This window comes from Ligilactobacillus acidipiscis (assembly GCF_900116935.1).
Lineage (GTDB): Bacteria > Bacillota > Bacilli > Lactobacillales > Lactobacillaceae > Ligilactobacillus > Ligilactobacillus acidipiscis.
Genome location: NZ_LT630287.1, coordinates 882,958 through 909,698, shown reverse-complemented (window position 1 = coordinate 909,698; position 26,741 = coordinate 882,958). Strand labels below are relative to the sequence as shown.

The window sequence follows — 26,741 nt, the reverse complement described above, 5'->3', positions numbered from 1 at the left end:
CTCCTTATGTCAACTTTACATCATGAAAAACTTTTATTCAATAACCAGATCAACATTTCTAATGACGGTGGTGAGTTAGCGAACGATGCCGGAACTTTATTAATTGCTGAATTTCTGCACCAAATTCACTTTGACCAGCTCTTAGAAGATAACTTGCATTTTAAAGATGACCGTAAATATTGTACCTTTCCCTTGAACAATTTATTTAAGCAGTTGCTGTTGCAATTGCTGGCAGGATACTGCCAAGATCAGTCGGCTAATACCTTGTCACACGCCGTTGATTTTAAGCTGGTCTTGTCTCAAGCGGTCGCTTCCCAGCCGACACTTTCACGCTTTATCAATCACATTTCAGCGTCTGGGCTCTTTTCAGTCAAATCATTGCTCGGCTCGGTAGCTCACTTTGTTCTTGGGCAGCTAAATCAACATCAGCTGATCCTTGATCTAGATTCGACACATGCCGATACGTTTGGTGACCAAGAAAAGAGTGCTTATAACGGTCACTACCAGACCAACGGTTATCATCCTTTACTAGCCTTTGATGCTTTATCGGGCTGCTTGTTGAATGCTCAATTACGCCCCGGCAATCGCTATACTTCCCAAGGTGCGACTAAATTTTTATTACGGAGCTTACGGGCCTATGACGGATCTTCCCTGGATGTCTTAGTGCGAGGAGATTCTGGTTTCGCAGCTCCAGGGATCTACCATGCGTGTGATAAAAAGCAGGCTAAGTTCGTGATTCGTTTAAAAGCGAACTACCAGCTCCAAAGTCGGGCTGAAAACCTGATCCAAGTGGGTGACCAGGACTTCACCGAAGCTGAAGTCCAATGGCATGTCCTGCGAGACTATTGTCCTCAAAGTTGGTCACGACCTTATCGTGTGATTATTAAATCAACGCGGCCGGCGGGCAACTTTCTGTTTGACCATGAGTTTATCGTGACCAACTTGGAAGAATTAAGCGGTCCACAAGTCTTTGCCCTCTATCACCAACGCGGTTCCATGGAAGACTTGATCAAAGAAGTTAAACGTGGCTTTCACTTTGATAAAACGGACAGTTCTAGTTTTGAGGCCAATGAGTTCCGGATGCTGGTAGCTGGGGTCGCTTATAATATACTGCAAGCCATGAAGAACTTAGTTTTACCAACAAAGCTTAAACACGCTCAGGTCGGGACGATCCGTTTTAAATTACTCCATGTGGCAGCTAAGGTCACGCACCATGCGCGTCAAGTCTGGGTCCATTTATCTCAGACCAATGTGTTCGATAAATTATTTTGGCAGACACTGTTCAAGATTCAAAATCTAAAAATATATCCGCTGTGAACTCACAAAATAAAAAATGTTTTTCTTAGGGAAAGGGTGAAGTCTGTCCTTTTTTAAACAGTCCGACAACAAAACTAACAAAAAGCTGCTTTTTTTACACACTAAAGTAACTTTGCACAAAGTTTTAACTGCAACGAAAAGTATGAATAATTCAGGTTTTATTTATTTTTCTTAATTTCTGAATATCTTGAACGTCAGATCAACGGGCCAAAGTCAGTGATCTGACCTGACTTGCCCCATTTTGTTGTAAGACATGTTTTGCATGATAAAGTGTTCTTCCAGTAGTATAAATATCGTCTATCAAGATCACTTTTTGCCCAGTCAATCTTTTTTTGCCGCAATATTTAAACGGTTGAGCAGTTTCCATCCGCGCTTGACGTGTCTTAGTAGATTGTTTGATATGGGCTTTAGTAGTTTTAAATGCAAGCAGGTTGGAAACTTTAACATTCTGCAATAAACCGGCAACTTGGTTAAATCCCCTTGTTTTATAAGTTATCTGATCAACCGGGATCAAAACATAGAGCACATTTTTGCAGTAACTTTTCGTCACAAATTGGCTGAAGTTATCTTGAAAAATTAACCGCCACTGATAATCGCCATTAAATTTATACCGCTGCATGTATGACTTCATTGCCTCATTATAAACGTATAATGCCCGATTGCCCAACAGAGCGGCCTCACCCATTTTTGACCATCTTTGGCAATCTTTACAGGGAAGTTGATCATCTTGAAGTCTTCCACAACCAGGACAAGTTTGTTTGTCGCTGATCGCTTTAAAGTTTTTTTCGCAATTATGGCAAATTACTGGTTCTTTGAACGGCTGTAAAGAAAAAAGCCACTTGAGATCCAAGGCCACTTTTATTTCTCTGCCGCAAATCAAACATTTATCCATTCAGCAAGTGCTTCCCCTTTTTGTTTAATTCTCTGATCTGCTTAACTGCTTTGCGTACATTTTTGACCTGGTCAGTGCACACAAAAATCACATCACCATTAGGTCGTTTCTGACTGCGACCCGCACGTCCAGCAATTTGCACTAATGCTGTTGTCGAAAAAGTCTTCTCATCAGCACCTAAGACCATGACATTCAACGAGGGAAAAGTCACCCCTCTTTCCAAAATGGTCGTAGTCACCAGATAATTTAGTTTATGATCACGCATTTCTTGCACCTTGTTAATACGTTTAGGGTCAGCAGAAAAAACCGAGTCCCCCTTAGCTTTGGCAGGCAAGTTAGCTTCAAGTGCTCTTAAAACCGGAGCCAGTGACTCTAACCGCGAAACAAAAACCAAGAATGGAAAACCTTCATCGATCCATCTATTCAACTCACTTTTCAATTTTACCGGTAATTTTTGACAATACATTTTATCCTGCCACCTACCACAAAACCAGACCTGCGGAACTGGCAGTAAATGCCGATGAAAGCGCAACGGTAAATAACTAGCCGCTAACTGATGCCGCTCAATTTTCCCAAGCAGTTCTTGTGTAGGAGTCGCTGTTAAAAAAATTAGAGTTCCATTGGGCTTGAGTGCTCTTCTCGCTGCCTGCTTTAACATCTCATTATTTGTAAAAGGAAAAGCATCAACTTCATCAATTATTAAAAGATCAAAAGCACCTAAAAAGCGTAAAAGTTGATGTGTTGTACAGATCGTTAATTGACTGTAATGATAAGATTTTTTACTATGTCCATGTAAAAGTACAGGATCTATTGCTGTAAATGCCGTACAAATTCGCGGATAAAGCTCATTACACACATCAACTCTAGGAGAAGCTAAACAGGCTCGCTTTCTTTGAAGTAAAACTTTTTCTAGTGTTGGGAATAGCATTTCAGTTTTGCCTGCTCCAGTCACAGCCCACATCAAATATTCACCACTTCGATCTACTGCTTTTCTCAGCTGATCAGAACATTGTTGTTGAAACAATGAGAGTTTTCCCTGCCAGACTAACGGGCTGCACTCTAAACTAGAAAATAAGTTTTTTTCTGGAAGATGGTATAATTTATTGTTAGAAGCAACTCTTCCAAGTAAAATACATTTCGGACAATAATATGCACCATTTGGCAAGCGCGCCTTATTCTTTAGGGTTTTTGACAAGCACCGTTGACATTCGATATAGTTTTCATGTTGAATCAGTGCAGGACGTGAATTCTTGATCAGCTCTTTTTTCAGATCAGCTGGGACCTCCGTATCTAACAATAATCGACCGTATAATTCATTAAGTTCCATCTATTTCACCTCATACGTATATACGCAAAATATTTTATTTTTAGGGAGGAAATCTTTAATGGAATCATATTTAACTATCAAACAGGCAGGAAATTACGAAATTGACATAAAAAAATCACAATTTATTTGCAATATTGCACGAACTGAAAGCAAAGAAGAAGCTGAAGAATTTATTGCCCAAATCAAAAAGGAACATTCTTCTGCCACACACAATTGTTATGCCTATGTTTTAGGTATGAAAAATGAAGTGATGAAACAAAACGACAATGGTGAACCCTCAGGCACCGCTGGAGCTCCGATCTTAAATGTCTTAGAACAATTAGAAATAAGGAACGTAACTGCGGTAGTGACCAGATATTTTGGCGGCATCAAATTAGGTGCAGGCGGCTTGATTCGTGCCTATAGTAATGCCACATCAAAAGCAGTTGAGCACATTGGTGTGATCAAACGACAGCCACAGACCGAGGCGCTCGTAACCATCGCATACCCATTGCAAGGTAAGCTGGAACACTTCTTAGAAGAACAAAAAATTGCTACGATAGACACCCAATATACAGATAAGGTTGCGCTTAAAATTGTTTTGAACACCCCAGAATATGAAGAAAAAGCTGCACTGATCAATGACTTTTTGAACGCGCAAGCCACTATTGATAAAGGACCGCAAGTTTACCATGAACTACCTTACGACCTTGGTAATAAAAATGCTCGTTACTAAAAAAAGCTATGCAGCTAGTGAACACGTTAAACGTGCCAGCTAGTTGCATAGCTTTTTTTCTATTTTTTCAAATGGTAATTGTAGGTAGCGACAATAATATTCTCTCTAGTGTTCAATGAGTTTCTCAATCTCAATGCGGTTTGATTATGCAAGAAATTTTGCCATGGTTTACGCGGTACAAATTGCGGAACCAGAACCGTCACAGAATCATTGCGTTCACCAGAATTTTTCGCGATCACATCACAAAAACGAATAACTGGGCTAACAACAGAACGATATGAAGAATGAAGATCGACAAACCTGACCTCTGGAAAAGCTTGTTTGAATTCCTTAGCTGTCTTATGTTCCTTCTTCGGATCTGTATCAAAGGAAACATGCATTGCGATCACGTTATCCCCAATAGAACGAGCATAATTGATTGCACCAGTCGTAACGTGAGTCACTGAACTGACTAAGACGATCACAGTCGATCCGCTATAATCATGCAGCTGCTGAACCTGTGAATTAACACGGAGCTGTTCTGCTACCTGCTGATAATGTTTTTTTATTCGGTAGAACGTAAACAGCAAAACAGGCATGATGATCAGATAAGGCCAAACATTTGAAAAATGCAGCCAGAACAAAAAGATGACTAAAGCCAATGAAATTATTGCTCCTAGAAAATTAAAAATAGTGTTTAAAATCCAATTTTTACCACGTTCTCGGAACCAATGGATAATCATTCCCGATTGCGATAAAGTAAACGGCACAAAAACACCCACAGCATATAATGGTATCAATAAGTTAGTTTGACCATGGAAGATAAAGATCAATACGATCGCCCCAACTGCTAAAGCAACTATCCCATTGGAATAGCCTAAGCGGTCACCTTTATCCATGAACATACGCGGCATATATTTGTCCTTCGCTAAGTTATAAGCCAAAATCGGAAAAGCAGAAAACCCAGTATTAGCAGCAACTGCTAAAATCATTGCGGTTGCTAATTGTAATAGATAATACATCACTCCATGCCCAAAAATAGTCTCCGCGATTTGTGACAAAACTGTTTCGTGGCTGTTCGGCAAGATCCCCAAATAATAACTTAAGAAAGTAATACTTGCAAAAAAGACAGCTAAGATCAATGCCATGATCGCCAAAGTGTTGGCAGCATTTTTTCTTTTTGGACGGTTAAAATTAGGAACTGCATTACTGATAGCTTCAACACCAGTCAATGAGGAAGAACCTGCTGAAAACGCGCGTAAGAACAAAACAAGCGTCATTCCTTTGACAGGTGCACCTAGACTAGCAGTAGCATGATAGTCAATGTTGCCTGTAGCAATATTGACACCCCCCCAAATGATCATTACAGCGATCATCACCACAAACAAATAAACCGGCACAGTGAGGAAAGAGGCAGACTCACGCATTCCTCTTAAATTCAGCGTCATAATAAAAAGAACGATCAACACTGAAATCAATATTGCATGCGGTCGTAAAACAGGAAGCGCAGAAGTTATTGCTTCTGTTCCTGAGGTCACTGAAACGGCAACCGTCAACATATAATCGACTAACAAAGAGCCCCCAGCAACTAGACCGGCACTTGAACCCCAGTTTTTCGTTGCAACCACATATGCTCCACCACCTGATGGATATGCATGAATGATCTGTCTATAAGACATCGTAATAGCGAATAATAAAATTAAAACGATCGCAGCCGCAGGCACTGAATACCAAACTGCAGCTGCAGATAGAACAATTAAAGTTGTCGTTATCTGTTCAGTCCCGTATGCCACTGAAGACAACGCATCAGAAGAAAGCAAAGCCAGTGCTTTAAATTTGGTCAATGATTGGACACCTTCATCGGCTGTTTTTAAAGGTTTACCGATCAACAGCCGTTTTAAGTAACGCCACATAATTTTTACTCCTTTAAACGTTAAGAAATTTTATTACTGATCTAAACGCCCTAATTCTACAACAAATCGTTACGGAATATCACCATCATCCACTAACTTTTATTTTCAAATGGTCATTTTAGCAAATTTAATATTACTCCATTCTCCATATAACTTGCAAGCAAATTTTTAAAAAAAATTTGCTCAATTTAATAAAATATCAAAAACCGCTTCATGAAAGGATCTGAGGAATTTTTTCATTAAAAAAAGCCAAGGAAAAAATTCCTCAGCTTTAAAATAATTTTTAATGATTTACATCATTCCGCCCATACCGGCACCTGGTTGTGGTGCGGCAGCAGAATCATCTTTTGCTTCTGGCTTATCAGCAACAACTGCTTCAGTAGTTAAAAGTAAAGCAGCAACGGAAGCGGCATTTTGCAAAGCATAACGAGTGACCTTAGTTGGGTCAACGATCCCGGCTTTGATCATGTCTTGCCATTCGCCTGTAGCAGCATTGAATCCGATACCAGGCTTTTTACTCTTCAATTTTTCTACAATGACAGAACCTTCTAAACCAGCGTTAAATGCGATTTGACGAACTGGTTCTTCCAAGGCGCGCTTGACAATGTTGATACCAGTCTGAACATCGCCGGATTCCTTTAAAGCGGCAACTTTATCAATAACGTTGACCAAAGCAGTACCACCACCAGGTACAAAGCCTTCTTCAACAGCGGCACGCGTTGAGTTCAAAGCATCTTCGATCCGGTATTTACGTTCTTTCAATTCAGTTTCTGTTGCGGCACCGACTTTAACTACAGCAACACCGCCAGACAACTTAGCCAAACGTTCTTGTAATTTTTCACGATCAAAGTCAGATGTTGTTTCACCGATCTGTTTTTTGATTTGTGCAACACGTTCTGCGATCTGATCTTTATCGCCAGAGCCTTCAACAATAGTTGTATTTTCCTTATCTACAGTGACTTTGCCTGCAGTACCTAATTGGTCGATAGTAGTATCTTTAAGCTGTAAGCCTAAATCTTCAGTAATAACTGTACCACCAGTTAAAACAGCAATATCTTGCAACATTTCTTTACGTCGGTCACCAAAACCAGGAGCCTTAACAGCAACTACGTTAAATGTTCCGCGGATCTTGTTCAAAACCAATGTCGGCAATGCTTCGCCTTCGATGTCATCAGCAATGATCAACAATGGACGGCCTTGTTGTACGATATTTTGTAACAATGGCAAGATGTCTTGAATATTTGAGATCTTCTTGTCAGTGATCAAAATGTATGGATTGTCCAAATTAGCTTCCATCTTATCTTCGTCAGTTACCATATATTGTGAAAGATAGCCGCGATCAAATTGCATACCTTCAACAACATCTAAGGAAGTTTCGATACCCTTTGATTCTTCAATAGTAATAACACCGTCATTACCAACTTTTTCCATAGCTTCAGCAATCAAATTACCGGTTTCTTCACTTGCAGATGAAACGGCGGCGATTTGGCTGATGTCACTCTTGGAAGAAACATCATGAGACATTTCATGCAAAGCTTCAACAGCAGTCTTAGTAGCTTTATCGATACCGGTTCTGATCCCAACAGGGTTGGCACCAGCTGTCACATTCTTCATACCTTCTGTAACGATTGCTTGAGCCAAGACGGTAGCTGTTGTAGTCCCGTCACCAGCAATATCATTTGTCTTGGATGCAACTTCCGAAACAAGTTTAGCTCCCATGTTTTCGAAATGATCCTCTAATTCGATGTCTTTAGCGATCGTAACACCATCATTAGTGATAGTTGGAGAACCGTATGTTTGTTCCAAAACTACATTCCGGCCTTTTGGTCCAATAGTTGATTTTACTGTATTTGCTAATTTATCTACACCAGCAAGCATTTTTGCTCGTGCGTCTTCTGAAAATTTAATTTCTTTAGCCATTAATTTCACCTCATCAAAAAATTAGAGTTCTACGCGTTAACTAAAAGTCTAGTCGATCACAGCAACAATATCGTTGGCACGGACTACTAAATACTTGCTGCCTTCATATGTTACTTCAGTTCCTGCATATTTATCATAGATCACTGAGTCCCCAGCCTTTACTTCTGGTACACTCTTTTCGCCGTTGTCAAGAACACGACCAGCGCCCACAGCAACGACTTTACCAGTTTGCGGCTTCTCTTTAGCATTGCTTGCTAAAACGATCCCACCAACTGTTTGTTCTTCTTCTTCTTGAACTTCAAGAATAACTCTGTCTCCTAATGGTTTCAGCACTCTAGATCCCTCCAATATATTTTTAGCACTCAGCACATCCAAGTGCTAATTAAATTACAGTTATTATAATAAACACTTTATTTTTAAAATGCAAGTACTTTTTGTCACTCTCTTGCTTCGAGTGCTAATTTGCCAAAAAGATTATGCTATAATGACTGAAGCATCAAAAAGGAGACCTATAATTGAAACTAAAATCCAATTCATTAAGTCTATTGCTGGGGTATTTTATTTTGATCCTGCTTCAGCAAATAGCTTTTCAATTTATCCACAATAATGATCTTTTGTATCCAGTTCAGACTATTCTAAATCTTTTGGGAGCAATTAGTTTGATTTGGCTGACACTCCACTTTAAATACAAAAACAAATTAGAAGAAAAGAAAGCAGTTATTTGGCAGTCACTTTTATGGATGCTTGGCGGTGTGATCATCGTTTTGACCGTACAGCGAGTTTTGCTGTGGTTTGAAACTGCGTTTTTGCAACAACCTGTTATTTCTGAAAACACCAGTCAATTAATGGCGGTTGCCGGTAAATACCCGTATTATCTGCTAGTTATTGTGTTCACCGAACCAATTATCGAAGAATTAATTTACCGTAAAGTATTATTCGGCAATTTTAGTTATTGGTTCAAACCGTGGCAGACAGCTCTTTTTTCCAGCCTTCTTTTCGCACTAGGACATGGAGACGGTCACTTTTTAACGTATACAGCCATCGGTTTAATATTTTGTTTAGTCTATGAAAGAACTGGTAAGATCCAAGGCTCTATGGCGACTCATATTTTGATGAACTTGCTAGTCTTGTTACTTAACTAAAGGTTGAAAGTTAAAGAATACTTGTGCTGCTTGTTGTATCACGGGTTTTTGTTAATAAAATAGACACAATTTACTCTGCGTCCTATAATTGAGTCGTCAAAAACTAATAAAGGAGAGTAATTTATGTCCACTTCCAGTATACAACAATCAACTCAAAATAAAACCACTTTAATGGCACGTTTTCACAAATTCTTGCAGGTGATCGATTTCGCCCAGGTATTACGTCAGTCCAATGCCTATCGTGTCCGTGGGATCAAACTGACCAAACTTGTCAGCTGGATCTTACTGACTTTGTTCCAACGTTTGACCTTGAACCGATCCGCAACTCCGACTGCTTTTTCGAAGAAAACGGTCCGCAACTTTTTAAATGACCGCCATATCAACTGGCAGCGGCTGGTCAGCTTGGCCGGACGGAACCAGATCGCGGAACTCAGTCCTTTTATCGACTTACGCCGAAAAGCGGCCTTGATCATTGATGACACTTTATTCAAACGAGCTCATTCAAAAAAGACTGAACTATTGGCGAATGTTTATGATCATGCTGCACCGCAAGGACAGCCGCGCTATGTCAAGGGTTTTCGCGGCTTGACGATCGGTTGGAGTGACGGCAATACTTTCCTGCCCCTGAATTTCGCTTTGATGTCATCAGACAAAGCTAAGAATCGGATCGGCCGTGAACCACAAACAACTGATCAGCGGACCTTAGCGGCCCAACGTTATGCTCAGGCTAAACGGCACATGAATGAAGTCGCCGTTGAATTAGTAGCTCAAGTTCTAAAAACCGGGGTCAAGGCCAGCTATGTCCTCTTTGACAGTTGGTACGCCTATCCCAAAGCTTTCAAGCAATTTCAAGAATTAGGTCTCGCTGCTGTTGGTCGGTTAAAAAACACTTCAAAAACTTATTTTAAATATCGCGGGCGCCGTTACAGTGTTCCAATGCTGTTTCAACGCTTTAAAGGTTCAAAATATCGGATCCATGATAACTATCTCTACAGTACGGTCGTTGAGACCGATAACGAGGACCACCTGCGCTTAAAAATAGTCTTTATCCAAAATCGCACGGACAAGGGACACTACATTGCTTTGGCAACTTCTAAACTTAGTCTGACACCGGAAGCGGTCATTCAATTATATGCCCGGAGATGGCAGATCGAGTGTGGTTTCAAGACTTTAAAACAATACCTGCAGTATGACCAGACCCAAACGCAAAGTTATGATGGCTTGTGCGGCCATGTGGCGCTGACATTTTTAGCTTACGATCTGTTGGCTATGATCCAGCGACAGGAGAACGATCCGAAAACCTTAGGCGGCATTTTCTATGCGGCCAATCAGTTTCTCGCGGACATCCCACTTTTACAAGCTGTAAAACAGTTGCTTTTTGCTTTAGCAGAACATTGTGAAAAAACCGCTGATTTTTTTATCACGGGATTATGCAGTCGATTTATCAATTCTTTACCCAATGATCTGCAAGAAATCTTTCACAGCAACGAACTGGTCAGTTGACTAATTAAAGACATTTATAGCTTGAGCTGACAGGCAAAGGCACTAAAAATTAACTTTCAACCTTTAGTTACTTAACTAAAGGTTGAAAGTTAAAGAATACTTGTGCTGCTTGTTGTATCACGGGTTTTTGTTAATAAAATAGACACAATTTACTCTGCGTCCTATAATTGAGTCGTCAAAAACTAATAAAGGAGAGTAATTTATGTCCACTTCCAGTATACAACAATCAACTCAAAATAAAACCACTTTAATGGCACGTTTTCACAAATTCTTGCAGGTGATCGATTTCGCCCAGGTATTACGTCAGTCCAATGCCTATCGTGTCCGTGGGATCAAACTGACCAAACTTGTCAGCTGGATCTTACTGACTTTGTTCCAACGTTTGACCTTGAACCGATCCGCAACTCCGACTGCTTTTTCGAAGAAAACGGTCCGCAACTTTTTAAATGACCGCCATATCAACTGGCAGCGGCTGGTCAGCTTGGCCGGACGGAACCAGATCGCGGAACTCAGTCCTTTTATCGACTTACGCCGAAAAGCGGCCTTGATCATTGATGACACTTTATTCAAACGAGCTCATTCAAAAAAGACTGAACTATTGGCGAATGTTTATGATCATGCTGCACCGCAAGGACAGCCGCGCTATGTCAAGGGTTTTCGCGGCTTGACGATCGGTTGGAGTGACGGCAATACTTTCCTGCCCCTGAATTTCGCTTTGATGTCATCAGACAAAGCTAAGAATCGGATCGGCCGTGAACCACAAACAACTGATCAGCGGACCTTAGCGGCCCAACGTTATGCTCAGGCTAAACGGCACATGAATGAAGTCGCCGTTGAATTAGTAGCTCAAGTTCTAAAAACCGGGGTCAAGGCCAGCTATGTCCTCTTTGACAGTTGGTACGCCTATCCCAAAGCTTTCAAGCAATTTCAAGAATTAGGTCTCGCTGCTGTTGGTCGGTTAAAAAACACTTCAAAAACTTATTTTAAATATCGCGGGCGCCGTTACAGTGTTCCAATGCTGTTTCAACGCTTTAAAGGTTCAAAATATCGGATCCATGATAACTATCTCTACAGTACGGTCGTTGAGACCGATAACGAGGACCACCTGCGCTTAAAAATAGTCTTTATCCAAAATCGCACGGACAAGGGACACTACATTGCTTTGGCAACTTCTAAACTTAGTCTGACACCGGAAGCGGTCATTCAATTATATGCCCGGAGATGGCAGATCGAGTGTGGTTTCAAGACTTTAAAACAATACCTGCAGTATGACCAGACCCAAACGCAAAGTTATGATGGCTTGTGCGGCCATGTGGCGCTGACATTTTTAGCTTACGATCTGTTGGCTATGATCCAGCGACAGGAGAACGATCCGAAAACCTTAGGCGGCATTTTCTATGCGGCCAATCAGTTTCTCGCGGACATCCCACTTTTACAAGCTGTAAAACAGTTGCTTTTTGCTTTAGCAGAACATTGTGAAAAAACCGCTGATTTTTTTATCACGGGATTATGCAGTCGATTTATCAATTCTTTACCCAATGATCTGCAAGAAATCTTTCACAGCAACGAACTGGTCAGTTGACTAATTAAAGACATTTATAGCTTGAGCTGACAGGCAAAGGCACTAAAAATTAACTTTCAACCTTTAGTTACTTAACTAAAAAATCGTAGGAGTTTACCAAGATCGGTAAATTCCTACGATTTTTTATCAATTAGTTCAACCATAAATAGTCTCACTTATCCATCCTGTTGATCAACATGATTTAAAAAATAGATCAAAGTTTGTAATTCGTTAGTCAAATCAACGTTTTGAATGCGAACTCCGTCTTGAACAGTCACACGCAAAGGTGTAAAGTTCAGGATACCCTTAACACCGGCAGACACAAGTTCGTCAGTAACGCGCTGTGCAACTGGAGATGGAACAGTCAATATCACAACTTCAATTTGCTGTTCAACTAATTGCTCCTTCATTTGACTCATAGGATAAATCGGTACACCACTCTGAATAGTTCCAGTGATCCTCTCATCAATATCAAAAGCGGCACTGATCCGTACATTGTTACTGCCATGGAAGTTATAATTCAACAATGCATGTCCTAAATTACCTACCCCGATCAAACCAACGTTAGTCAGCTTATCTTGATTCAATGTCTTTTTAAAGAAATCCAGCAGACTTTTAACGTCATACCCGTATCCCCGTTTACCCAATGCACCAAAATAAGAAAAATCACGTCTAATCGTTGCAGAATCAACTTTAACTGCTTCCGCTAATTCAGTTGAAGAAATTCTTTTCTTACCTGAATTAAATAAGATACCTAAATAGCGATAGTAAATCGGCAACCTTTTAGCCGTTGCTCTAGGTATTTTTGCATTCACCATTTTTAAGCCCCTTTCACAAATGCTCACTCAAATCATTTTACCATATTAAAATTCACAATAAAATAAAAAGTTCATTAGTTCACAACTTAATTGAAAAAATTTAAATTTAAGGCGATGTATTGCAGGATATGCTAAAATAGTTTAGTAGACTAAAAAATTAGGTAGGTGAAATTTTTATGCTTTTATTACAAGTCCAACAGGCAGCTCGTATTTTTGCTGGAGATCCACTTTTTCAAAATGTAAATTTGAATATCCAAGACAATTCACGGATCGCTCTTGTCGGACCAAATGGAGCTGGTAAATCTACCTTGATCAAAATGATCATCGGTGAAAATGAACCTGACGAAGGACAAATTGTTAGTCGTAAGGGACTAACGATCGGTTATTTAGCTCAAGATACCGGTTTAGAATCTGAAGACAATATTTATAATGAAATGTTAAAAGTCTTCGCAGGCTTGATTAAAATGGAACAGCAGATCCATGAGCTTGAAAATAAAATCGCCTCAAGTCAGGATCACGAATCAACTTCATATCACTCACTGCTAAAACAATATGACCAATTGATGCATGATTTTTCTGCACAAAACGGTTACGGTTATCAAGCAGAGATTCGTTCCGTGCTTCATGGCTTTAATTTTCAGGAAGAAGATTTTAATAAAAAGATCTCTTCATTATCAGGTGGTCAAAAGACACGCCTCGCGCTTGCCAGATTGCTCCTTGAAAAAAGAGATCTGCTGATTTTAGACGAACCGACTAACCATTTGGATATTGAGACCTTGCAATGGTTGGAAAGTTACTTCCAAAGTTATCCAGGAGCTTTGTTACTTGTTTCCCATGATCGCTATTTTCTTGACAAAATCGTCACGGAAGTCTGCGACATTAGTCACAAGCGTGCCAAGACATACCCAGGAAATTACACTTCATTTGTGAAGCAGAAAAAAGAAGATCAAAAACAAGCTTGGAAAGAATATGAAAAACAGCAAGTAGAGATTGATAAATTACAAGATTTTGTCAACAAAAACTTAGTCCGAGCAACGACAAGTAAACGAGCTCAAAGTCGGCAAAAGCAATTAGATAAAATGGACCGTATTCAGCGACCGGAAGGTGACGAAAAAGGACCGCATTTTTCTTTCACACCATCCTCCAAAAGCGGCTCAGTTGTCCTAACAGTTTCAGATGGATATATCGGCCATGATGAACAAACTATCTCTGGGCCAGTTAATTTTGAATTGCGTAAAAACAAAGTTTTAGCTGTTGTCGGTCAAAATGGGATCGGTAAGTCGACTTTATTGGAAAGTGTTATCGGGCAGATCCCTTTTATCTCTGGATCAGCCAAATTCGGTGCTAACGTTCAATACGGATATTATGATCAAGAGCAACAAGGACTCCATCCCCAAAAAACTGTTCTCAACGAAATTTGGGATGAGCATCCTACTACACCAGAAAAAGATATTCGTTCCCTTTTAGGCAGCTTTTTATTCAAGGGCGACGATGTAAAAAAAATCGTGCATAACTTGTCTGGTGGTGAGAAGGCGCGGCTACTTTTAACTAAATTGGCGATGCAACATGATAACCTCTTGATTTTAGATGAACCGACTAACCACTTGGATATCAACAGTAAAGAAGTCCTAGAAAAAGCGCTCCAAGACTTTACTGGAACAGTTCTCTTTGTTTCTCATGACCGTTACTTTATCAACCAAACTGCTGATGAGATCATTGAAATCTCTCCATCAGGCAGTACCTTATATTTGGGTGACTATGATTACTATATTGAGAAAAAAGAGGAGCAACGGTTAATTGCAGAACAAAAAGCTCAGGAAGCTGAGGACGAAAAACAACCAGCTTCCCCAAATACTTCATCTGCTAAGAGTAGCTACACGCAAAGTAAAGCCAAGGAAAAACAGCAACGCAAATTAAAACGTGAAGTTGCACAATTAGAAGAAAAAGTTGATAACTTAGACCAAGAAAAAACTAGGATAGAAAACAAAATGTCTCAACCGGATATCTTCAATGACCTGACTAAAATGCAAAAATTACAGCAAAAACTTACGTCAGTGAGTCAAGAGCTCAACGCAACTGAAGAACAATGGGAACAAAGCTCGGTTGAATTAGAAGAGTTTATGGCATAATTTGCGATTCCTCTTCATAAATCAAAAAAACAGCAGACATCTACTCGTAATTCGAATAGTTATCCGCTGTTTTTATTTACACTTTTTCACTGAGTAAGCTGTAATTTAAACTGAGAGCCACGGAAATTCAAGACCCGGCTCAGCGTTTAGTGTCATGCCAGCTCTATTTCCATGCTTGAAGCCAACATAACCAGCCGCACCGATCATGGCTGCATTATCACCACAGTATTTAAGAGGGGCCTCTAACAAGTCCACTCCTTGAATTTGAGCACATTCTTTTTCTAGACGTGTACGTAAACCACTGTTAGCTGCGACTCCACCCGCTAAGATCAGCTGTTTGACTGGAAAGTTGTGCAGTGCCCGCACTGTTTTTTCTGCCAAAACATCAACTACACTCTGTTCAAAACTAGCCGCCAAATCGTCATGTGAAAGCTTTGTGCCAATTTGATCTGCATGATGAACCGTATTAATAAATGCGCTTTTAAGACCACTAAAACTAAAATCATAGTTATCTTCTTTTTCCATTGCTCGTGGAAAGTTAAATGTATCTTTCCCCTGATGAGCCAATTCGTCGATTTCTTTACCAGCCGGGTAATTGATCCCAAGCACTCGTCCGATCTTGTCGAAAGCTTCACCACACGCATCATCGCGCGTTTCACCAATAATTTGATAATCATTTTCCTGAGGCATATAAACCAGTTCCGTATGCCCTCCAGAAACCAACAAAGCCATTGCAGGAAATTCGATCGGAGCTGTATAACGCGCAGCATAAATGTGGCCTGCCATATGGTTTACGGGTACCAAGGGCAAATTGTGTGCAAACGCCACAGCTTTTACTGCTGAAACTCCAACCAAAAGAGCACCTACCAATCCAGGACCGTAAGTAACTGCAACCGCGGCGAGGTCTGTATAACCAAGTCCAGTTTGTTGAAATACATCATCCAAACAGCCAATGATCTGCTCAATATGGTGCCTGCTGGCAACTTCAGGAACAACGCCTCCAAAGCGTTGGTGACTCTGAATCTGAGTAGCAGTCGATTGAGCTAAAACCTGTGCCCCGTTTCTTACAAGTGCGACGCTTGTTTCATCACAACTCGATTCAAACGCTAAAATTATTGTATCTTTTTTTTCATTCATTTTTTATCTTTTCCTTATTTCTCGCTAACTAAAAATTGATACTTGATAACTTCATTGTTGAGCTCACTATTCTTCGCTGTTTCAGCCTTTTTAAAACCGATATTACGATAAAATTCACCCAATCTTTCTTGGCCGGTCCGCACTTGTACAAAAACGGAACGAACCCCAGTTTCTGCCGCCTTGTCAAACAAAGTATTAACCAAAGTAACAGCGACTTTTTCTCTATCGGGATACGGTAAAACAGACAATCTCATAATGCGCATCCGAGTCATCGATGCATTGACCCGACATCCAATAAAACCGATCAATTGGTCATCTTGACGTAAGCCAAAATACAAAGCTTTCTTTTGATCCCGCATGCAGAGCTGAAAGGTATTATAGTTCCAGATATCTTCTTCTGATTGTGACCGTTGCTCGACTGCTACCATTTCAGGAATAGTCGAGATCACATTTCGGCACAAAAAATAATCAACTCCATTGATCACAATATCTTTATTGTCAAAATCAAGTGACTTGTCTTGAAAAATCACTTTTATCTTATTAGCTAATCGTTCTTTAATATTTTTTAACGTATGGGCCATGCTTTTTCCCTTCTTGCGGATTTCTTTTTAACCATTGCGATTCAGCTTGTGTTATTCGCAAATAGCGAGGTACAAAATCATTTACATTCTCCGCTTCTTTTAAAAGGCCTAACGTTCCTAAATTAAAGGCACGAGGGACTGCTGATTCCGCTGGAGCGATCCGGTAGTCTTGACCAGCCATCAATTCTTTCAATTGATCGGCAAATTTTGCTACGTCAGCTCCTATAAAGCAGACTTCTTTTCCCATTATCTGTTTACATAACTTTGAAAAAGAGATGTGTTGATCTGGCAAAACATTTTTTAATTGGCCATCATCCCACATATAGCCTCCAGCAAAAACATTATCCCTCCGTGCATCAAACACCGGCACAAGCAATGTCTTAGCATCAGCCTGGACTCCCTTAGCTAAGACGGCAAGGCTTGAAACACCAACTAACTCTTTATTTAAACTATATGCTAAAGTCTTAGCAGTAGTTACGCCGATCCGTAAACCCGTATAAGAACCTGGTCCTTGAGCAACCACAACACGGTCGATTTCTTCTGGCTTTAACTGACTCTGTTTAAAAATCTCCTCGATTGCCGGCATCAGAGTAACACTGTGATTTTTGCTGACAGTGGTAGTGTTTTCTGCTAGTAAAGTTTGATCTTCTAAAAGTGCCACACTTAACGGACGATTGGAAGTGTCAATTGCAAGAATTTTCATTATTTTGTTCATTCCTCTTTTTACGCTGTATTCTACTTAACTTAGTTTAACATAAACCCCAACACACTTTTCACAAAAAGAAAAAATGACTTATATTTTCATGAAAATCGATGCTGAAATATTGGAGAGTATAAAATAGTTTGTGTAAATAAATAAAATCCTATTGAAAAGGGAATCCCTTCCCCGTATGATTAAATCGTCAAACCAAACCAAAACGGAGGGATTCCCCATGGAACAGTTTACCAAAGATTTAACCAAAACTCTATTATCAAATGGCGATGTTAAAGAACTTTTTCGCCAACAACTTGAAAAAGCTATTAATCAAATCTTACAAGCTGAGTTAACTTCGTTACTCGGTTATGATCCTTATGAACGTAATGGTTTTAAGGCTAACAATTATCGGAATGGTCAATACTTTCGGTTAATTGATTCCGAATATGGTAAGTTGAAAATTGCTGTGCCGCGTGACCGACAAGGCAAGTTTCATAATCATTTACTTCCAGCTTATTCTCGTCGTCAAGATGCTTTAGAAACTACAATTATTCAACTTTACTCTAAAGGTGTTACCACTCGTGAAATCGCTGATTTGATTGAGAAAATGTATGGTTCTTATTATTCAGCTACAACTGTTTCTAACATTACTGCTCAAGTAACTGAGCAGATTGAAGCTTTTCATCAACGAACCATTAAAGCAAACTATGTTTGCTTATTCTTAGATGCAACTTATTTACCTTTGCGTCGTGACACAGTTCAAAGAGAAGCGGTTTATATTGCCTTAGGAATTACACCCACTGGAATTAAGGAAGTTCTTGATTATCGCATTGCACCCAGTGAAAATGCTGAAGTCTGGTCGGAAATGGCAGCAGATCTTAAGCAGCGAGGGCTTAAACAGGTTCAATTAATTATTGCGGACGGAATGGTCGGACTTCAACCAGCGCTGTTACATGCTTTTCCTAAAGCAAAATTTCAAAGATGTTTAGTTCATGTTATGCGTAATATTAGTACACATGTCCGTTTAAAAGACCGTGAGGTCATTTTAAATGATTTCAAACAGCTTCATTCGGTAACTAATAAAACTGAAGCTCATAAAATGCTTGCCGATTTTTATAGTACTTGGGAAAAGCAATACACAAATCTGATTAGTCACATTAGGTCAATTGAAAAGGAATTATTAGCTTTTTTGGCTTTTCCAGCCGCAATACGCCCAACCATTTATTCAACAAATATTATAGAATCGCTAAATAAAAAGATTAAACGCAAGACTAAAGCAAAAGAACAGTTTCCCAATGAAAAATCATTAGACAATTTCATTGGAGTGCAAGTAATTAGTTACAACGAAAAGAACTTTAATCGAATTCATCGTGGATTCGGACAAGTTAAGGATACATTAGAATCACTTTTCGACTGAAAAGATTTAATTTTATGGAGAAAGGGCAATTCCTTTTTACACAAACTTCTTGACACTCCCAAATATTGTAATACAATACCAAACATCATTATAATTGTTAAGTAGTTAAATTCAAGTGACTAAATACAAGCATCCGGAGTGAAAAATATGAAAACAATTTTAGTATTACATACTGGCGGGACCATTGCGATGTCTGAGGGCAAGGATGGCGCAATAATCCCTGGGAAGCAAAACCCGCTCAACAGTTTCAATAATCCCTTTACTGGAAAAATCAGGCTAGATATCAGGAATCCATTCAATCTTCCCTCGCCTCACATGCGACCAACAGAAATGTTAGCCTTAAGAAATGAAATCATGCAGGCTGAAAGTGAAGGGATCGATGGCGTTGTTATCACTCATGGAACCGACACACTAGAAGAGACAGCTTTTTTTCTAGACCTAACACTACCAGCAGAAATTCCAGTTGTTGTGACCGGTGCAATGAGATCTGCTAATGAGATCGGGTCTGATGGATTACATAATTTTCAGACCGCAATTCAGACTGCAGCAAGTGATGAAGCTCATGACAAGGGAGTTTTAGTTGTCATGAATGATGAGATCCATACAGCACGCTATGTAACTAAAACTCACACAACAAATGTGGCTACTTTCCGCACACCATCTTTTGGTCCAGTTGGTTCGGTTTCAAAAGAACGGGTGACCTTTTTTTCTAAATTGATCCGCCAAACCTATGTCCCGCTTGATCATGTCGTTGATAATGTTTACTTGTTAAAAGCTTTTGCTGGAATGGGACCAGAGCTATTCGAAACGTTAGCCTTGCAAAAAACAAATGGTCTTGTAATAGAAGCACTAGGTGCCGGCAATCTACCCCCCGCAACTTTACCCGGCCTGCAAAAACTCCTTGACCAACATATTCCAGTTGTAATAGTCTCTCGCTGTTTTAATGGTACGGCCGAAAGTGTCTATGATTACGAAGGCGGTGGCATTCGCCTTGAAAAAATGGGGGCAATTTTTTGCCATGGATTAAACGGACAAAAGGCACGAATCAAGTTATTAGTTGGATTAAGTGCACAAATGTCCGCAAAAGAACTGGCTTCATTTGTCAATGACGCAGTTTCTTGATTTTTGCAATTAAAACTTAAATAATTCACAACACATCGATCCAATTACAGACCGATGTGTTTTTTATCTCTTGAAATGTCAAATTAAGTTAGAAATAACATAGCTGTTTATCTGTGATGTTTTCCATGAATACCTCAATTGGTGTTTTATAATTTAATGATTTTCTTGGAATATGATTACGCCGGCTACTGACTTGTTGAACTAAAGCATTTAGTAAATTGCGAAAATCCATGCTCTTGTTGAGACCATCTCGTCTAATTAGTCCATTATTATTTTCGTTTAAGCCACGCTGGTTAGGAGCCCCAACTTCGGCAAAATAAGTACTAATATCATGCTTATTTGCGATTTCTTTCCAACCAGTGAATTCTTTACCATTATCAAAAGTAATTGACTTGAAAAGGTGTTTTGGCTGTTGGGACAACCATTGATTAAGATGTTTATTAACGCATTCAGCCGATTTTTGTTGGATGTTTAAAATGATTTCAACTTTGGAGAGACGCTCAACTAAGGTCATAACTGCACCTTGATGTGCTTTGCCTTGGACGGTGTCTGCTTCTAAATGACCAAATTCATGTTGAAAATGAGGATAATCCTGATAGCGTTGATAAATACTTCTGCCGAGTCGGCCAGCTTTACCACGCCGTTCAACGTAACCATTTGGATGCCTTTTACCTTTCATTGGCAACAATTTCACATTGAAAACACCTCTTTGAAAAAGTCGGTATAAGGTTCTCATACTACAACTGATCTGTATCTCAGCTCGACCAATAATCGTATCAGGGGTCCAACCTAATGCGAGTTTCTGCTTAATGTATTTGGTTTCATCTTCTGGTAATTCAATTGCTTTTCGACCGCAATGAGTTTTATTAACTCGATGATTTTCTTGAAATTGACTAATTGAATTACCAGCATCTAGAAACCGGTAAACACGATAAACGGTTTCGCTGGAACGTTTAAGAGCTTTAGCGGCATGATAGGCTTTAATATCTTGCTTCCAAAAATTATATATAAAGGTTAATTCACGTGTGGTAAGATGTTTATAAGTCATTTGTGGTTACCTCTCTTTTGATTAGGGATATTCAAAAGTCTACCACAAATGGCTTTTTTATTTCTAACTTAATTTTACAAACGACGTCTTCTAAAACAAAAAAGCGCCAGCAAAAAAATTACTAGCACTGAACTTTTATTTAATTTCTGCCCACTCACATTCAGCCAAGCAATTTTGCTGTTCTCCTGTCATGATCGTGTGTCTTGTTAGCAAATTGTCCTCATCTATTTCAACTGCACTATTCACTTGGTCACCATAATAGACTTCTCGCCGGTATGCAATATTCATTTTGATCAGCCTGTGTGACAGTAAAAATTCAGCTGGCAAAGCATCTAGCATCCAGTCAAAATAGTGTACATTATTAACATGATGATTAGCATCAATGTCCATAAAGCGAACCCTATAATTCTTTTGACCACTAGCGTTTTCAACCGTTAGCGGCATAGGCAGACGCTCGATTTTTTTTGTGTATTCCGATTCGTATGGAGTAATTATGTCTTCAGGTAAACGAACCATCTTTCTCTTAGAGCGATCCATTAAAACAAAAACACTATGCATAGTGACTAATTCGTTTTCCGCTTGATCATAGACTGCAAAATCACGATAACAAAAAAAACGGTTATAACTCTTCGCCTGAGTTGAAAGGGTAATAATTTCATCGACCTTAGGCAAACGTTTGATATTGATAATATGTTGAGTTACGACCCAACCTAAGCCACGTTCACCAACCTTTTCATTAGTGATTCCTAATTTATCACTTTGATCTTCCGATGACAGCATCATTAGGTCTACTAAGCGGCCAATACCCAATGAACCAGTTACATCTGTTTCATAATAAACAACACGATGATCTTCACTAAATTTTTTTGCACTCATTTTTCACTAACCTCTGTTTTATCTCAAATCTCACTGAATAAATAAAAACGAAGCCTGATGACTTTACATCAAAGCTGCGTTCATTACTTAAACAAACTAAGTCGTTGCCCTATTTCAAATGATGGTACTCGTTATAAACGACCTGTTTTTTCAATTTATTTTGTTTGGCAATTCTTTTGATTGCATCGTTCGTTTTTAAATTTTCACTTTTGATCAATAAATCGACCTGTTCTTCTAAGGGCAAGACCGCCTTGGGTTCTTCTGGAAGCGGTGCTTGATTTCCTTCAACGATCAAAACAAATTCACCTTTAATTTCAGAGTCATTGGTCCACTCTATTGCATCAGCGATCGTTCCACGTAAAAACTCTTCGTAGCGTTTAGTCAGTTCACGACATAAAACGATCTGTCGTGTTGTGCCAAAAGCTTCACCCAAACTTTTAAGCGTTTTTAATAAACGGTGCGGTGCCTCATAAAAAATCAAAGAAATCGTTTGCTGGGTCAACCCTTGTAACTGCTCTTTACGTTCAGTATTCTTGCGTGATAAAAAACCATAAAACAAAAAAGGCTGTGGACATAGGCCAGATGCAATCAAAGCAGTCAACGCAGCATTTGGTCCGGGAATAGGAACGACCCTAATTCCCCTCCCTACACATGCTTGAACTAACTCCGCACCTGGGTCACTGATAGACGGCATTCCGGCATCACTGACCTGCGCAATATCCAAACCTTGCTGCAGCTTTGCAACTAACTGCGGCAAACGCTCTTTTGTATTATACTCATGAAAACTGATCTGCTTAGTATTGATTTCAAAATGATTCAGCAATTTTTGAGTATTACGAGTATCCTCAGCCGCAATCAAATCAACCTCTTGCAAAGTCTTGACTGCTCGCGGACTCATGTCGCCTAAATTTCCAATTGGTGTTGGTACTAAAAATAAAGTTCCGTTAGTATTTTCACCCTGAAAATTGCTGGTGATCTGAATACCCATTAGCTTCTCTCCCCGTAAATAACATCTTGACAAAATACACAAGGTTCATCATTGATCCGCCTTGAACCATACATATTATCCACATTGCAAACATGGAAACCTTCTTCATAGAGTTTTTCTAAATTTTGCCGTGACTTTGATAACCCTGCCGTTCCATTTTTGGATGTTGCTTTATCTTCAAGTTCTCGCAACCGTTCACGTAGATGCTGGTTTTCGATTTCGAGTTCGGCATTTTTTTCAACCAAAGATGTCAATGAATCTTGTGTATTACCTATTAACAAACGCAATTCATCGGCTTTTTTGCCTAATTGATCAAAATTGTCATACAATTCACGTTTCTCCAAAACAATTCACCTTCGCTTATCGATGATAACAATCACATAACTCCAACGTTAACGACTCTAAAATATTCTGGATCGAAACGTTGCTAGACAATAAACGCCATTTTTTTAATACAGCTTCACAAGCATCTGTTGCTGCGACTGCAGAAATATTGGCCATTTTTGAACTGAAATCTTTTTCAAACATTGTAAACACAAATTTCTGGCTTGGATCATTTGCAAAAAGCATCAGATCTCGAGCTAAAAGAGCTATCAAAAATAACAACTCATCTTGCTTTTCCCGGCTATCAACTAAGGGTACTAAGTCTGCCTGCACTTTAACAAAAGATATAAGATCATTTCGCAAAACGGCACTATACCAGTCCCATAATTTAGTGAGTAACTTCTGGAAATCTTCATCGGTGCCGATTTTTTCGGCTTGATCAGCATCTTTGGTTAAGTTAGACAGCAAAATTGCCTGATCCTGTGAAATCCCCTTGGCTTTCAATTTTTCCACCAGATAAGAAAGAGCAGGCGCGTTCAACTCTAGCAACTGACAACGTGAGATGATCGTCGGCAATATTTTATTTTGCTCACTGGTAAGTAAAAATGCAGTCACTGTTCCACTTGGTTCTTCTAAAAATTTTAGCAAGCCATTAGCAGCACTAGTTGACATTTTCTCAGCGTCTTCAATTATAAAGACTTTCTGTGCACCTTCAACTCCGCTTTTGGCAAACTCAGACTTTAAATAGCGGATCTGATCGATCTTAATAGACAGACCAGTCGGTGAAACTTCGACAACATCAGGATGTTCATGTTCACTGATCCTAGTACATTCAGAGCAATGATCACATGGACCGTCAGCACTTAAGTGTTCACAAAATAATAACTTAGCGATCCACAATGCTAACTCTTTTTTCCCAGAGCCAGCCGGTCCTGCCAACAAGTATGCATGCGCCAATCGGTTCTGCCTGACAAGATCACCAAAGTGAGCCGTGAGTTGTGGCTGCGCTTCTACAATATTCATTGTCTTTCACACTTAGAATTGATGGAAAGCATCGATCGGCAAAACAAACACAGTTGCTCCGCCAACTTGAACTTCGACCGGATATGCTCCAGCAGCTTCCATCGGAGAATCTAGATTAACAGGCGGTGCCATAAACTGTTTCCGAGTTTTCGAAGTTGTTTTGATCAGATCCAAAACATCTTCTACTTTTTCATCTTCAACACCCACTAAAAATGTTGAATTTCCTGACCGAAGAAAGCCACCGGTCGAAGAAAGTTTAGTTGCTCGAATATCTTTTTCTATAAAAGCATTACTTAGTCGGTTACTGTCTTTATCTTGAATGATCGCAATAATCAATTTCATGGTCTCTACCCCCAAAATTTCTCTGCCAAAATACTTCGCTTACATTTACTATAAATATTTTTTCAATTGAGAAAAAACCTCTGCTTCTACCTGCAGCTCAGACTGAGAAGCATCAATAGTTTTGATTCTGACTGGGTCCTGACGTGCTAATTCCAGATATTGTGCCCGTACCTGCTGGTAAAAGCTAAGTTGTTCTTCATCCAGACGATTAACTTCATCTTGTCGATTTTTTTTGATACGGTTTAACCCGATCACAGGATCTAAATCAAAATAAAATGTGAGGTCTGGGCTTAAGCCAGCTGTCGCAAACTGATTGATCGCGGCAACTTCTTTTACCCCAACACCACGTCCAGCTCCCTGATACGCTAACGAACTATCAACAAAACGATCGCACAAGACGTTTTTGTCAGCTGCTAAAGCTGGAAGTATCTTTTCAACTAAATGCTGACGTCTAGAAGCCGCATAAAGTAAGGCTTCAGTTTTTTGATCCATTTCAGTATTTTTTTTATCTAAAATGACTTCGCGTATCGCCTCCGATATCCGACTTCCGCCAGGTTCTCTGGTAACAAGATATTTATCATGCAGGCCAATTTGATCCAAACGAGCGAGCAATCCCTTGATGACACTAGTTTTACCTGAGCCATCCGTTCCTTCAAATGTTACAAACTTTCCAGCCACTTACAAAACCTCAATTATATTTAATTAATTATATTGTACTTAAAAAATAGTTCACTGTCCATGTTTACGCCATCTCAAACAATTACCAAAAATTAGCGGCTGATCACAGACGACTGCACATGACCTTTAACTTTTCGTCGACGTGCTTCACGATATAAAAGCTCGTATTGTGCTTTGGACACTTTGGTTTTTGCCGCCATTTCTTCATCGGCTTCAAAAACAGTTTCTTGATTCTTTTTATCATTAGTCCATTCAGAAAACGCACGGTCAATATCTTCTAATAAGGCTTCGTCAAATTGCTTTTTCAAATTATTTTTCTTTTTACCAAACATTTTTAAGCCACCTTGATTTATATTTCTTGGCGCCCTTCGATTGCTTTGAACAGCGTCATTTCATCTGCATATTCAATATCACTGCCTACTGCTAAACCAGATGCTAATCGAGTAACCATGATGCCAGCTGGTTTGATCAAGCGAGACAGATACATCGCTGTTGCTTCCCCTTCTGGTGTCGCATTAGTAGCAATGATCACTTCTTTGATACTATCATTTTTTTGCAGTCGCTTGACCAAACTTTTAATGTTGATATCTTCCGGTCCTTTGCCTTCAATAGGAGATAAAACACCATGCAAAACATGATAAAGTCCATGATATTCACGCATCTTTTCCAGCGACATGACATCTTTGGGTTGTTCTACTACGATCAACTGTGATTGATCACGCGCCTTGTCTGCACAGATAATGCACGGATCAGTTTCAGTAATATTTCCACAAATACTGCAATAATGCAGGTCTCTTTTAGCTGCCAACAATGACGATGCAAAATTAGCAACATCTTTTTCGTCCATATCTATAGTATAAAAAGCTAAGCGGATCGCTGTTTTATTACCTATTCCAGGTAATTTCATATAACTATCGATCAATTTTGCGATTGGTTCTGGATATTGCATGCCAAAAACTCCTCTTGCTTTTAATTACATCCTAGGCATTCCCTGTGAGTATTTACCTAATGTCGATTGCGTTTTCTTATCGATTTGATCCACTGCATCGTTAACAGCCATAATAATTAAATCTTGTAACATATCAGGATCATCAGGATCAATTGCTTCTGCTTTGATCGCAATATCCTGCATTTTTTTATCTCCTGTGAATTTAACGACTACCTCGTCGTTTGAAGCTTTACCTGCAAACTCAGTCTGATTAAGCTCTTCTTGATCCTTTTGCATCTGTTTTTGCATCTTCTGAACTTTTTTCATCATACCCTGCATATTTCCTGGCATCATAATAAATTTCTCC

Annotated in this window: 27 protein-coding genes; 8 read left to right on the top strand and 19 right to left on the bottom strand. The window is 39.5% G+C overall.

Annotated features, from left to right (window positions below):
• The first annotated feature begins 6 nt into the window (after positions 1 to 6).
• Positions 7 to 1,317 carry an IS1380 family transposase gene (locus BQ5903_RS04080; RefSeq protein ID WP_079578780.1) on the top strand — a complete coding sequence of 437 codons (1,311 nt, stop codon included), beginning with the start codon at positions 7 to 9 and terminating at the stop codon, positions 1,315 to 1,317.
• A 199-nt stretch (positions 1,318 to 1,516) separates the two neighbouring features.
• Here BQ5903_RS04080 and BQ5903_RS04075 read toward each other — a convergent pair whose 3' ends face one another.
• Both BQ5903_RS04075 and BQ5903_RS04070 read right to left on the bottom strand, forming a co-directional pair.
• Positions 1,517 to 2,209, bottom strand: coding sequence for a ComF family protein (locus BQ5903_RS04075; RefSeq protein ID WP_010497927.1), 693 nt, complete (start codon positions 2,207 to 2,209; stop codon positions 1,517 to 1,519).
• On the bottom strand, positions 2,202 to 3,536 hold the full coding sequence (locus BQ5903_RS04070; RefSeq protein ID WP_010497926.1) for a DEAD/DEAH box helicase: 1,335 nt from the start codon (positions 3,534 to 3,536) through the stop codon (positions 2,202 to 2,204). The genes BQ5903_RS04075 and BQ5903_RS04070 overlap by 8 nt, the downstream gene beginning before the upstream one ends.
• Positions 3,537 to 3,594: 58 nt before the next feature.
• Between BQ5903_RS04070 and BQ5903_RS04065 the strand changes: the two genes are divergently transcribed.
• Positions 3,595 to 4,251, top strand: a complete 657-nt coding sequence (locus BQ5903_RS04065) for a YigZ family protein (protein WP_010497925.1) — start codon at positions 3,595 to 3,597, stop codon at positions 4,249 to 4,251.
• Positions 4,252 to 4,310: 59 nt separating this feature from the next.
• Here the strand turns inward: BQ5903_RS04065 and BQ5903_RS04060 are convergent, their stop codons facing one another.
• The 3 genes from BQ5903_RS04060 to groES all read right to left on the bottom strand — a co-directional run bounded on the left by BQ5903_RS04060 (position 4,311) and on the right by groES (position 8,396).
• Entirely contained in the window at positions 4,311 to 6,143 is a 1,833-nt protein-coding gene (locus tag BQ5903_RS04060; RefSeq protein ID WP_010497924.1) for an APC family permease, read from the bottom strand.
• 291 nt (positions 6,144 to 6,434) lie between these two features.
• On the bottom strand, positions 6,435 to 8,063 hold the full coding sequence (gene groL, locus BQ5903_RS04055) for a chaperonin GroEL (RefSeq protein ID WP_010497920.1): 1,629 nt from the start codon (positions 8,061 to 8,063) through the stop codon (positions 6,435 to 6,437).
• 48 nt (positions 8,064 to 8,111) lie between these two features.
• Positions 8,112 to 8,396, bottom strand: coding sequence for a co-chaperone GroES (groES, locus tag BQ5903_RS04050; RefSeq protein WP_010497918.1), 285 nt, complete (start codon positions 8,394 to 8,396; stop codon positions 8,112 to 8,114).
• Positions 8,397 to 8,578: 182 nt separating this feature from the next.
• Here groES and BQ5903_RS04045 point away from each other — a divergent pair, with 182 nt between their 5' ends.
• The 3 genes from BQ5903_RS04045 (at position 8,579) to BQ5903_RS04035 (ending at position 12,290) form a co-directional block, all read left to right on the top strand.
• Complete coding sequence (locus BQ5903_RS04045) at positions 8,579 to 9,205, top strand: CPBP family intramembrane glutamic endopeptidase (protein WP_010497916.1); 627 nt, start codon at positions 8,579 to 8,581, stop codon at positions 9,203 to 9,205.
• 123 nt (positions 9,206 to 9,328) lie between these two features.
• Positions 9,329 to 10,708: an IS4 family transposase gene (locus BQ5903_RS04040; protein ID WP_010499958.1), complete on the top strand. Its 1,380-nt coding sequence runs from the start codon at positions 9,329 to 9,331 to the stop codon at positions 10,706 to 10,708.
• Between the two features lie 202 nt (positions 10,709 to 10,910).
• Positions 10,911 to 12,290 carry an IS4 family transposase gene (locus BQ5903_RS04035; RefSeq protein ID WP_010499958.1) on the top strand — a complete coding sequence of 460 codons (1,380 nt, stop codon included), beginning with the start codon at positions 10,911 to 10,913 and terminating at the stop codon, positions 12,288 to 12,290.
• Positions 12,291 to 12,445: 155 nt separating this feature from the next.
• Here the strand turns inward: BQ5903_RS04035 and BQ5903_RS04030 are convergent, their stop codons facing one another.
• A complete protein-coding gene (locus BQ5903_RS04030) occupies positions 12,446 to 13,087 on the bottom strand; it encodes a redox-sensing transcriptional repressor Rex (protein ID WP_010497907.1) in 642 nt (213 codons plus the stop codon).
• Between the two features lie 176 nt (positions 13,088 to 13,263).
• Between BQ5903_RS04030 and BQ5903_RS04025 the strand changes: the two genes are divergently transcribed.
• Positions 13,264 to 15,216, top strand: a complete 1,953-nt coding sequence (locus tag BQ5903_RS04025) for an ABC-F family ATP-binding cassette domain-containing protein (RefSeq protein ID WP_056988200.1) — start codon at positions 13,264 to 13,266, stop codon at positions 15,214 to 15,216.
• A 105-nt stretch (positions 15,217 to 15,321) separates the two neighbouring features.
• On the opposite strand, the gene tsaD is transcribed toward BQ5903_RS04025, so the two are convergent.
• The 3 genes from tsaD to tsaB are packed head-to-tail and all read right to left on the bottom strand — an operon-like array spanning position 15,322 to position 17,637.
• Complete coding sequence (gene tsaD, locus BQ5903_RS04020) at positions 15,322 to 16,353, bottom strand: tRNA (adenosine(37)-N6)-threonylcarbamoyltransferase complex transferase subunit TsaD (protein ID WP_056988204.1); 1,032 nt, start codon at positions 16,351 to 16,353, stop codon at positions 15,322 to 15,324.
• Positions 16,354 to 16,367: 14 nt separating this feature from the next.
• On the bottom strand, positions 16,368 to 16,934 hold the full coding sequence (locus BQ5903_RS04015) for a GNAT family N-acetyltransferase (protein ID WP_050955736.1): 567 nt from the start codon (positions 16,932 to 16,934) through the stop codon (positions 16,368 to 16,370).
• Complete coding sequence (gene tsaB / locus BQ5903_RS04010) at positions 16,909 to 17,637, bottom strand: tRNA (adenosine(37)-N6)-threonylcarbamoyltransferase complex dimerization subunit type 1 TsaB (RefSeq protein WP_010497893.1); 729 nt, start codon at positions 17,635 to 17,637, stop codon at positions 16,909 to 16,911. Before tsaB ends, BQ5903_RS04015 begins: the two co-directional genes overlap by 26 nt.
• A gap of 229 nt (positions 17,638 to 17,866) precedes the next feature.
• On the opposite strand from tsaB, the gene BQ5903_RS04005 reads away from it, so the two are divergent.
• Complete coding sequence (locus BQ5903_RS04005; RefSeq protein WP_057785074.1) at positions 17,867 to 19,045, top strand: IS256 family transposase; 1,179 nt, start codon at positions 17,867 to 17,869, stop codon at positions 19,043 to 19,045.
• A 147-nt stretch (positions 19,046 to 19,192) separates the two neighbouring features.
• Positions 19,193 to 20,167: an asparaginase gene (locus tag BQ5903_RS04000; RefSeq protein WP_056988218.1), complete on the top strand. Its 975-nt coding sequence runs from the start codon at positions 19,193 to 19,195 to the stop codon at positions 20,165 to 20,167.
• A gap of 88 nt (positions 20,168 to 20,255) precedes the next feature.
• Here the strand turns inward: BQ5903_RS04000 and BQ5903_RS03995 are convergent, their stop codons facing one another.
• From BQ5903_RS03995 to BQ5903_RS03950, 10 genes are all read right to left on the bottom strand, one after another.
• Positions 20,256 to 21,215, bottom strand: a complete 960-nt coding sequence (locus BQ5903_RS03995; protein WP_079578910.1) for an IS30 family transposase — start codon at positions 21,213 to 21,215, stop codon at positions 20,256 to 20,258.
• Between the two features lie 135 nt (positions 21,216 to 21,350).
• Positions 21,351 to 22,091, bottom strand: coding sequence for an acyl-[acyl-carrier-protein] thioesterase (locus BQ5903_RS03990; protein WP_010497874.1), 741 nt, complete (start codon positions 22,089 to 22,091; stop codon positions 21,351 to 21,353).
• A gap of 109 nt (positions 22,092 to 22,200) precedes the next feature.
• Positions 22,201 to 23,079, bottom strand: a complete 879-nt coding sequence (gene rsmI, locus BQ5903_RS03985) for a 16S rRNA (cytidine(1402)-2'-O)-methyltransferase (protein WP_079578908.1) — start codon at positions 23,077 to 23,079, stop codon at positions 22,201 to 22,203.
• Positions 23,079 to 23,423, bottom strand: a complete 345-nt coding sequence (locus tag BQ5903_RS03980; RefSeq protein WP_029605439.1) for a DNA replication initiation control protein YabA — start codon at positions 23,421 to 23,423, stop codon at positions 23,079 to 23,081. Before BQ5903_RS03980 ends, rsmI begins: the two co-directional genes overlap by 1 nt.
• A gap of 16 nt (positions 23,424 to 23,439) precedes the next feature.
• Positions 23,440 to 24,426, bottom strand: a complete 987-nt coding sequence (gene holB, locus BQ5903_RS03975) for a DNA polymerase III subunit delta' (RefSeq protein WP_010497869.1) — start codon at positions 24,424 to 24,426, stop codon at positions 23,440 to 23,442.
• A 12-nt stretch (positions 24,427 to 24,438) separates the two neighbouring features.
• Positions 24,439 to 24,768, bottom strand: a complete 330-nt coding sequence (locus tag BQ5903_RS03970) for a cyclic-di-AMP receptor (protein WP_010497867.1) — start codon at positions 24,766 to 24,768, stop codon at positions 24,439 to 24,441.
• A gap of 48 nt (positions 24,769 to 24,816) precedes the next feature.
• Entirely contained in the window at positions 24,817 to 25,446 is a 630-nt protein-coding gene (tmk, locus tag BQ5903_RS03965) for a dTMP kinase (RefSeq protein ID WP_079578906.1), read from the bottom strand.
• Between the two features lie 92 nt (positions 25,447 to 25,538).
• Positions 25,539 to 25,778, bottom strand: a complete 240-nt coding sequence (locus tag BQ5903_RS03960; protein ID WP_010497863.1) for a YaaL family protein — start codon at positions 25,776 to 25,778, stop codon at positions 25,539 to 25,541.
• 17 nt (positions 25,779 to 25,795) lie between these two features.
• On the bottom strand, positions 25,796 to 26,395 hold the full coding sequence (recR, locus tag BQ5903_RS03955; RefSeq protein ID WP_056971745.1) for a recombination mediator RecR: 600 nt from the start codon (positions 26,393 to 26,395) through the stop codon (positions 25,796 to 25,798).
• Between the two features lie 24 nt (positions 26,396 to 26,419).
• Positions 26,420 to 26,731, bottom strand: a complete 312-nt coding sequence (locus BQ5903_RS03950; RefSeq protein ID WP_172823858.1) for a YbaB/EbfC family nucleoid-associated protein — start codon at positions 26,729 to 26,731, stop codon at positions 26,420 to 26,422.
• Positions 26,732 to 26,741: the final 10 nt, after the last annotated feature.

Bases quoted from the DNA above. Each gene is read 5' to 3' on its own strand.
- tsaD (WP_056988204.1), bottom strand. From the start codon at position 16,353: ATGAATGAAAAAAAAGATACAATAATTTTAGCGTTTGAATCGAGTTGT.
- BQ5903_RS04025 (WP_056988200.1), top strand. From the start codon at position 13,264: ATGCTTTTATTACAAGTCCAACAGGCAGCTCGTATTTTTGCTGGAGAT.
- tsaB (WP_010497893.1), bottom strand. From the start codon at position 17,637: ATGAAAATTCTTGCAATTGACACTTCCAATCGTCCGTTAAGTGTGGCA.
- BQ5903_RS04015 (WP_050955736.1), bottom strand. From the start codon at position 16,934: ATGGCCCATACGTTAAAAAATATTAAAGAACGATTAGCTAATAAGATA.
- rsmI (WP_079578908.1), bottom strand. From the start codon at position 23,079: ATGGGTATTCAGATCACCAGCAATTTTCAGGGTGAAAATACTAACGGA.
- BQ5903_RS04060 (WP_010497924.1), bottom strand. From the start codon at position 6,143: ATGTGGCGTTACTTAAAACGGCTGTTGATCGGTAAACCTTTAAAAACA.
- holB (WP_010497869.1), bottom strand. From the start codon at position 24,426: ATGAATATTGTAGAAGCGCAGCCACAACTCACGGCTCACTTTGGTGAT.
- BQ5903_RS04070 (WP_010497926.1), bottom strand. From the start codon at position 3,536: ATGGAACTTAATGAATTATACGGTCGATTATTGTTAGATACGGAGGTC.
- BQ5903_RS03995 (WP_079578910.1), bottom strand. From the start codon at position 21,215: ATGACTTATAAACATCTTACCACACGTGAATTAACCTTTATATATAAT.
- recR (WP_056971745.1), bottom strand. From the start codon at position 26,395: ATGCAATATCCAGAACCAATCGCAAAATTGATCGATAGTTATATGAAA.
- BQ5903_RS04005 (WP_057785074.1), top strand. From the start codon at position 17,867: ATGGAACAGTTTACCAAAGATTTAACCAAAACTCTATTATCAAATGGC.
- BQ5903_RS04040 (WP_010499958.1), top strand. From the start codon at position 9,329: ATGTCCACTTCCAGTATACAACAATCAACTCAAAATAAAACCACTTTA.
- BQ5903_RS04035 (WP_010499958.1), top strand. From the start codon at position 10,911: ATGTCCACTTCCAGTATACAACAATCAACTCAAAATAAAACCACTTTA.
- BQ5903_RS04075 (WP_010497927.1), bottom strand. From the start codon at position 2,209: ATGGATAAATGTTTGATTTGCGGCAGAGAAATAAAAGTGGCCTTGGAT.
- BQ5903_RS04000 (WP_056988218.1), top strand. From the start codon at position 19,193: ATGAAAACAATTTTAGTATTACATACTGGCGGGACCATTGCGATGTCT.
- BQ5903_RS04030 (WP_010497907.1), bottom strand. From the start codon at position 13,087: ATGGTGAATGCAAAAATACCTAGAGCAACGGCTAAAAGGTTGCCGATT.
- BQ5903_RS04080 (WP_079578780.1), top strand. From the start codon at position 7: ATGTCAACTTTACATCATGAAAAACTTTTATTCAATAACCAGATCAAC.
- BQ5903_RS03960 (WP_010497863.1), bottom strand. From the start codon at position 25,778: ATGTTTGGTAAAAAGAAAAATAATTTGAAAAAGCAATTTGACGAAGCC.
- BQ5903_RS03990 (WP_010497874.1), bottom strand. From the start codon at position 22,091: ATGAGTGCAAAAAAATTTAGTGAAGATCATCGTGTTGTTTATTATGAA.
- groL (WP_010497920.1), bottom strand. From the start codon at position 8,063: ATGGCTAAAGAAATTAAATTTTCAGAAGACGCACGAGCAAAAATGCTT.
- BQ5903_RS04065 (WP_010497925.1), top strand. From the start codon at position 3,595: ATGGAATCATATTTAACTATCAAACAGGCAGGAAATTACGAAATTGAC.
- BQ5903_RS03970 (WP_010497867.1), bottom strand. From the start codon at position 24,768: ATGAAATTGATTATTGCGATCATTCAAGATAAAGACAGTAACCGACTA.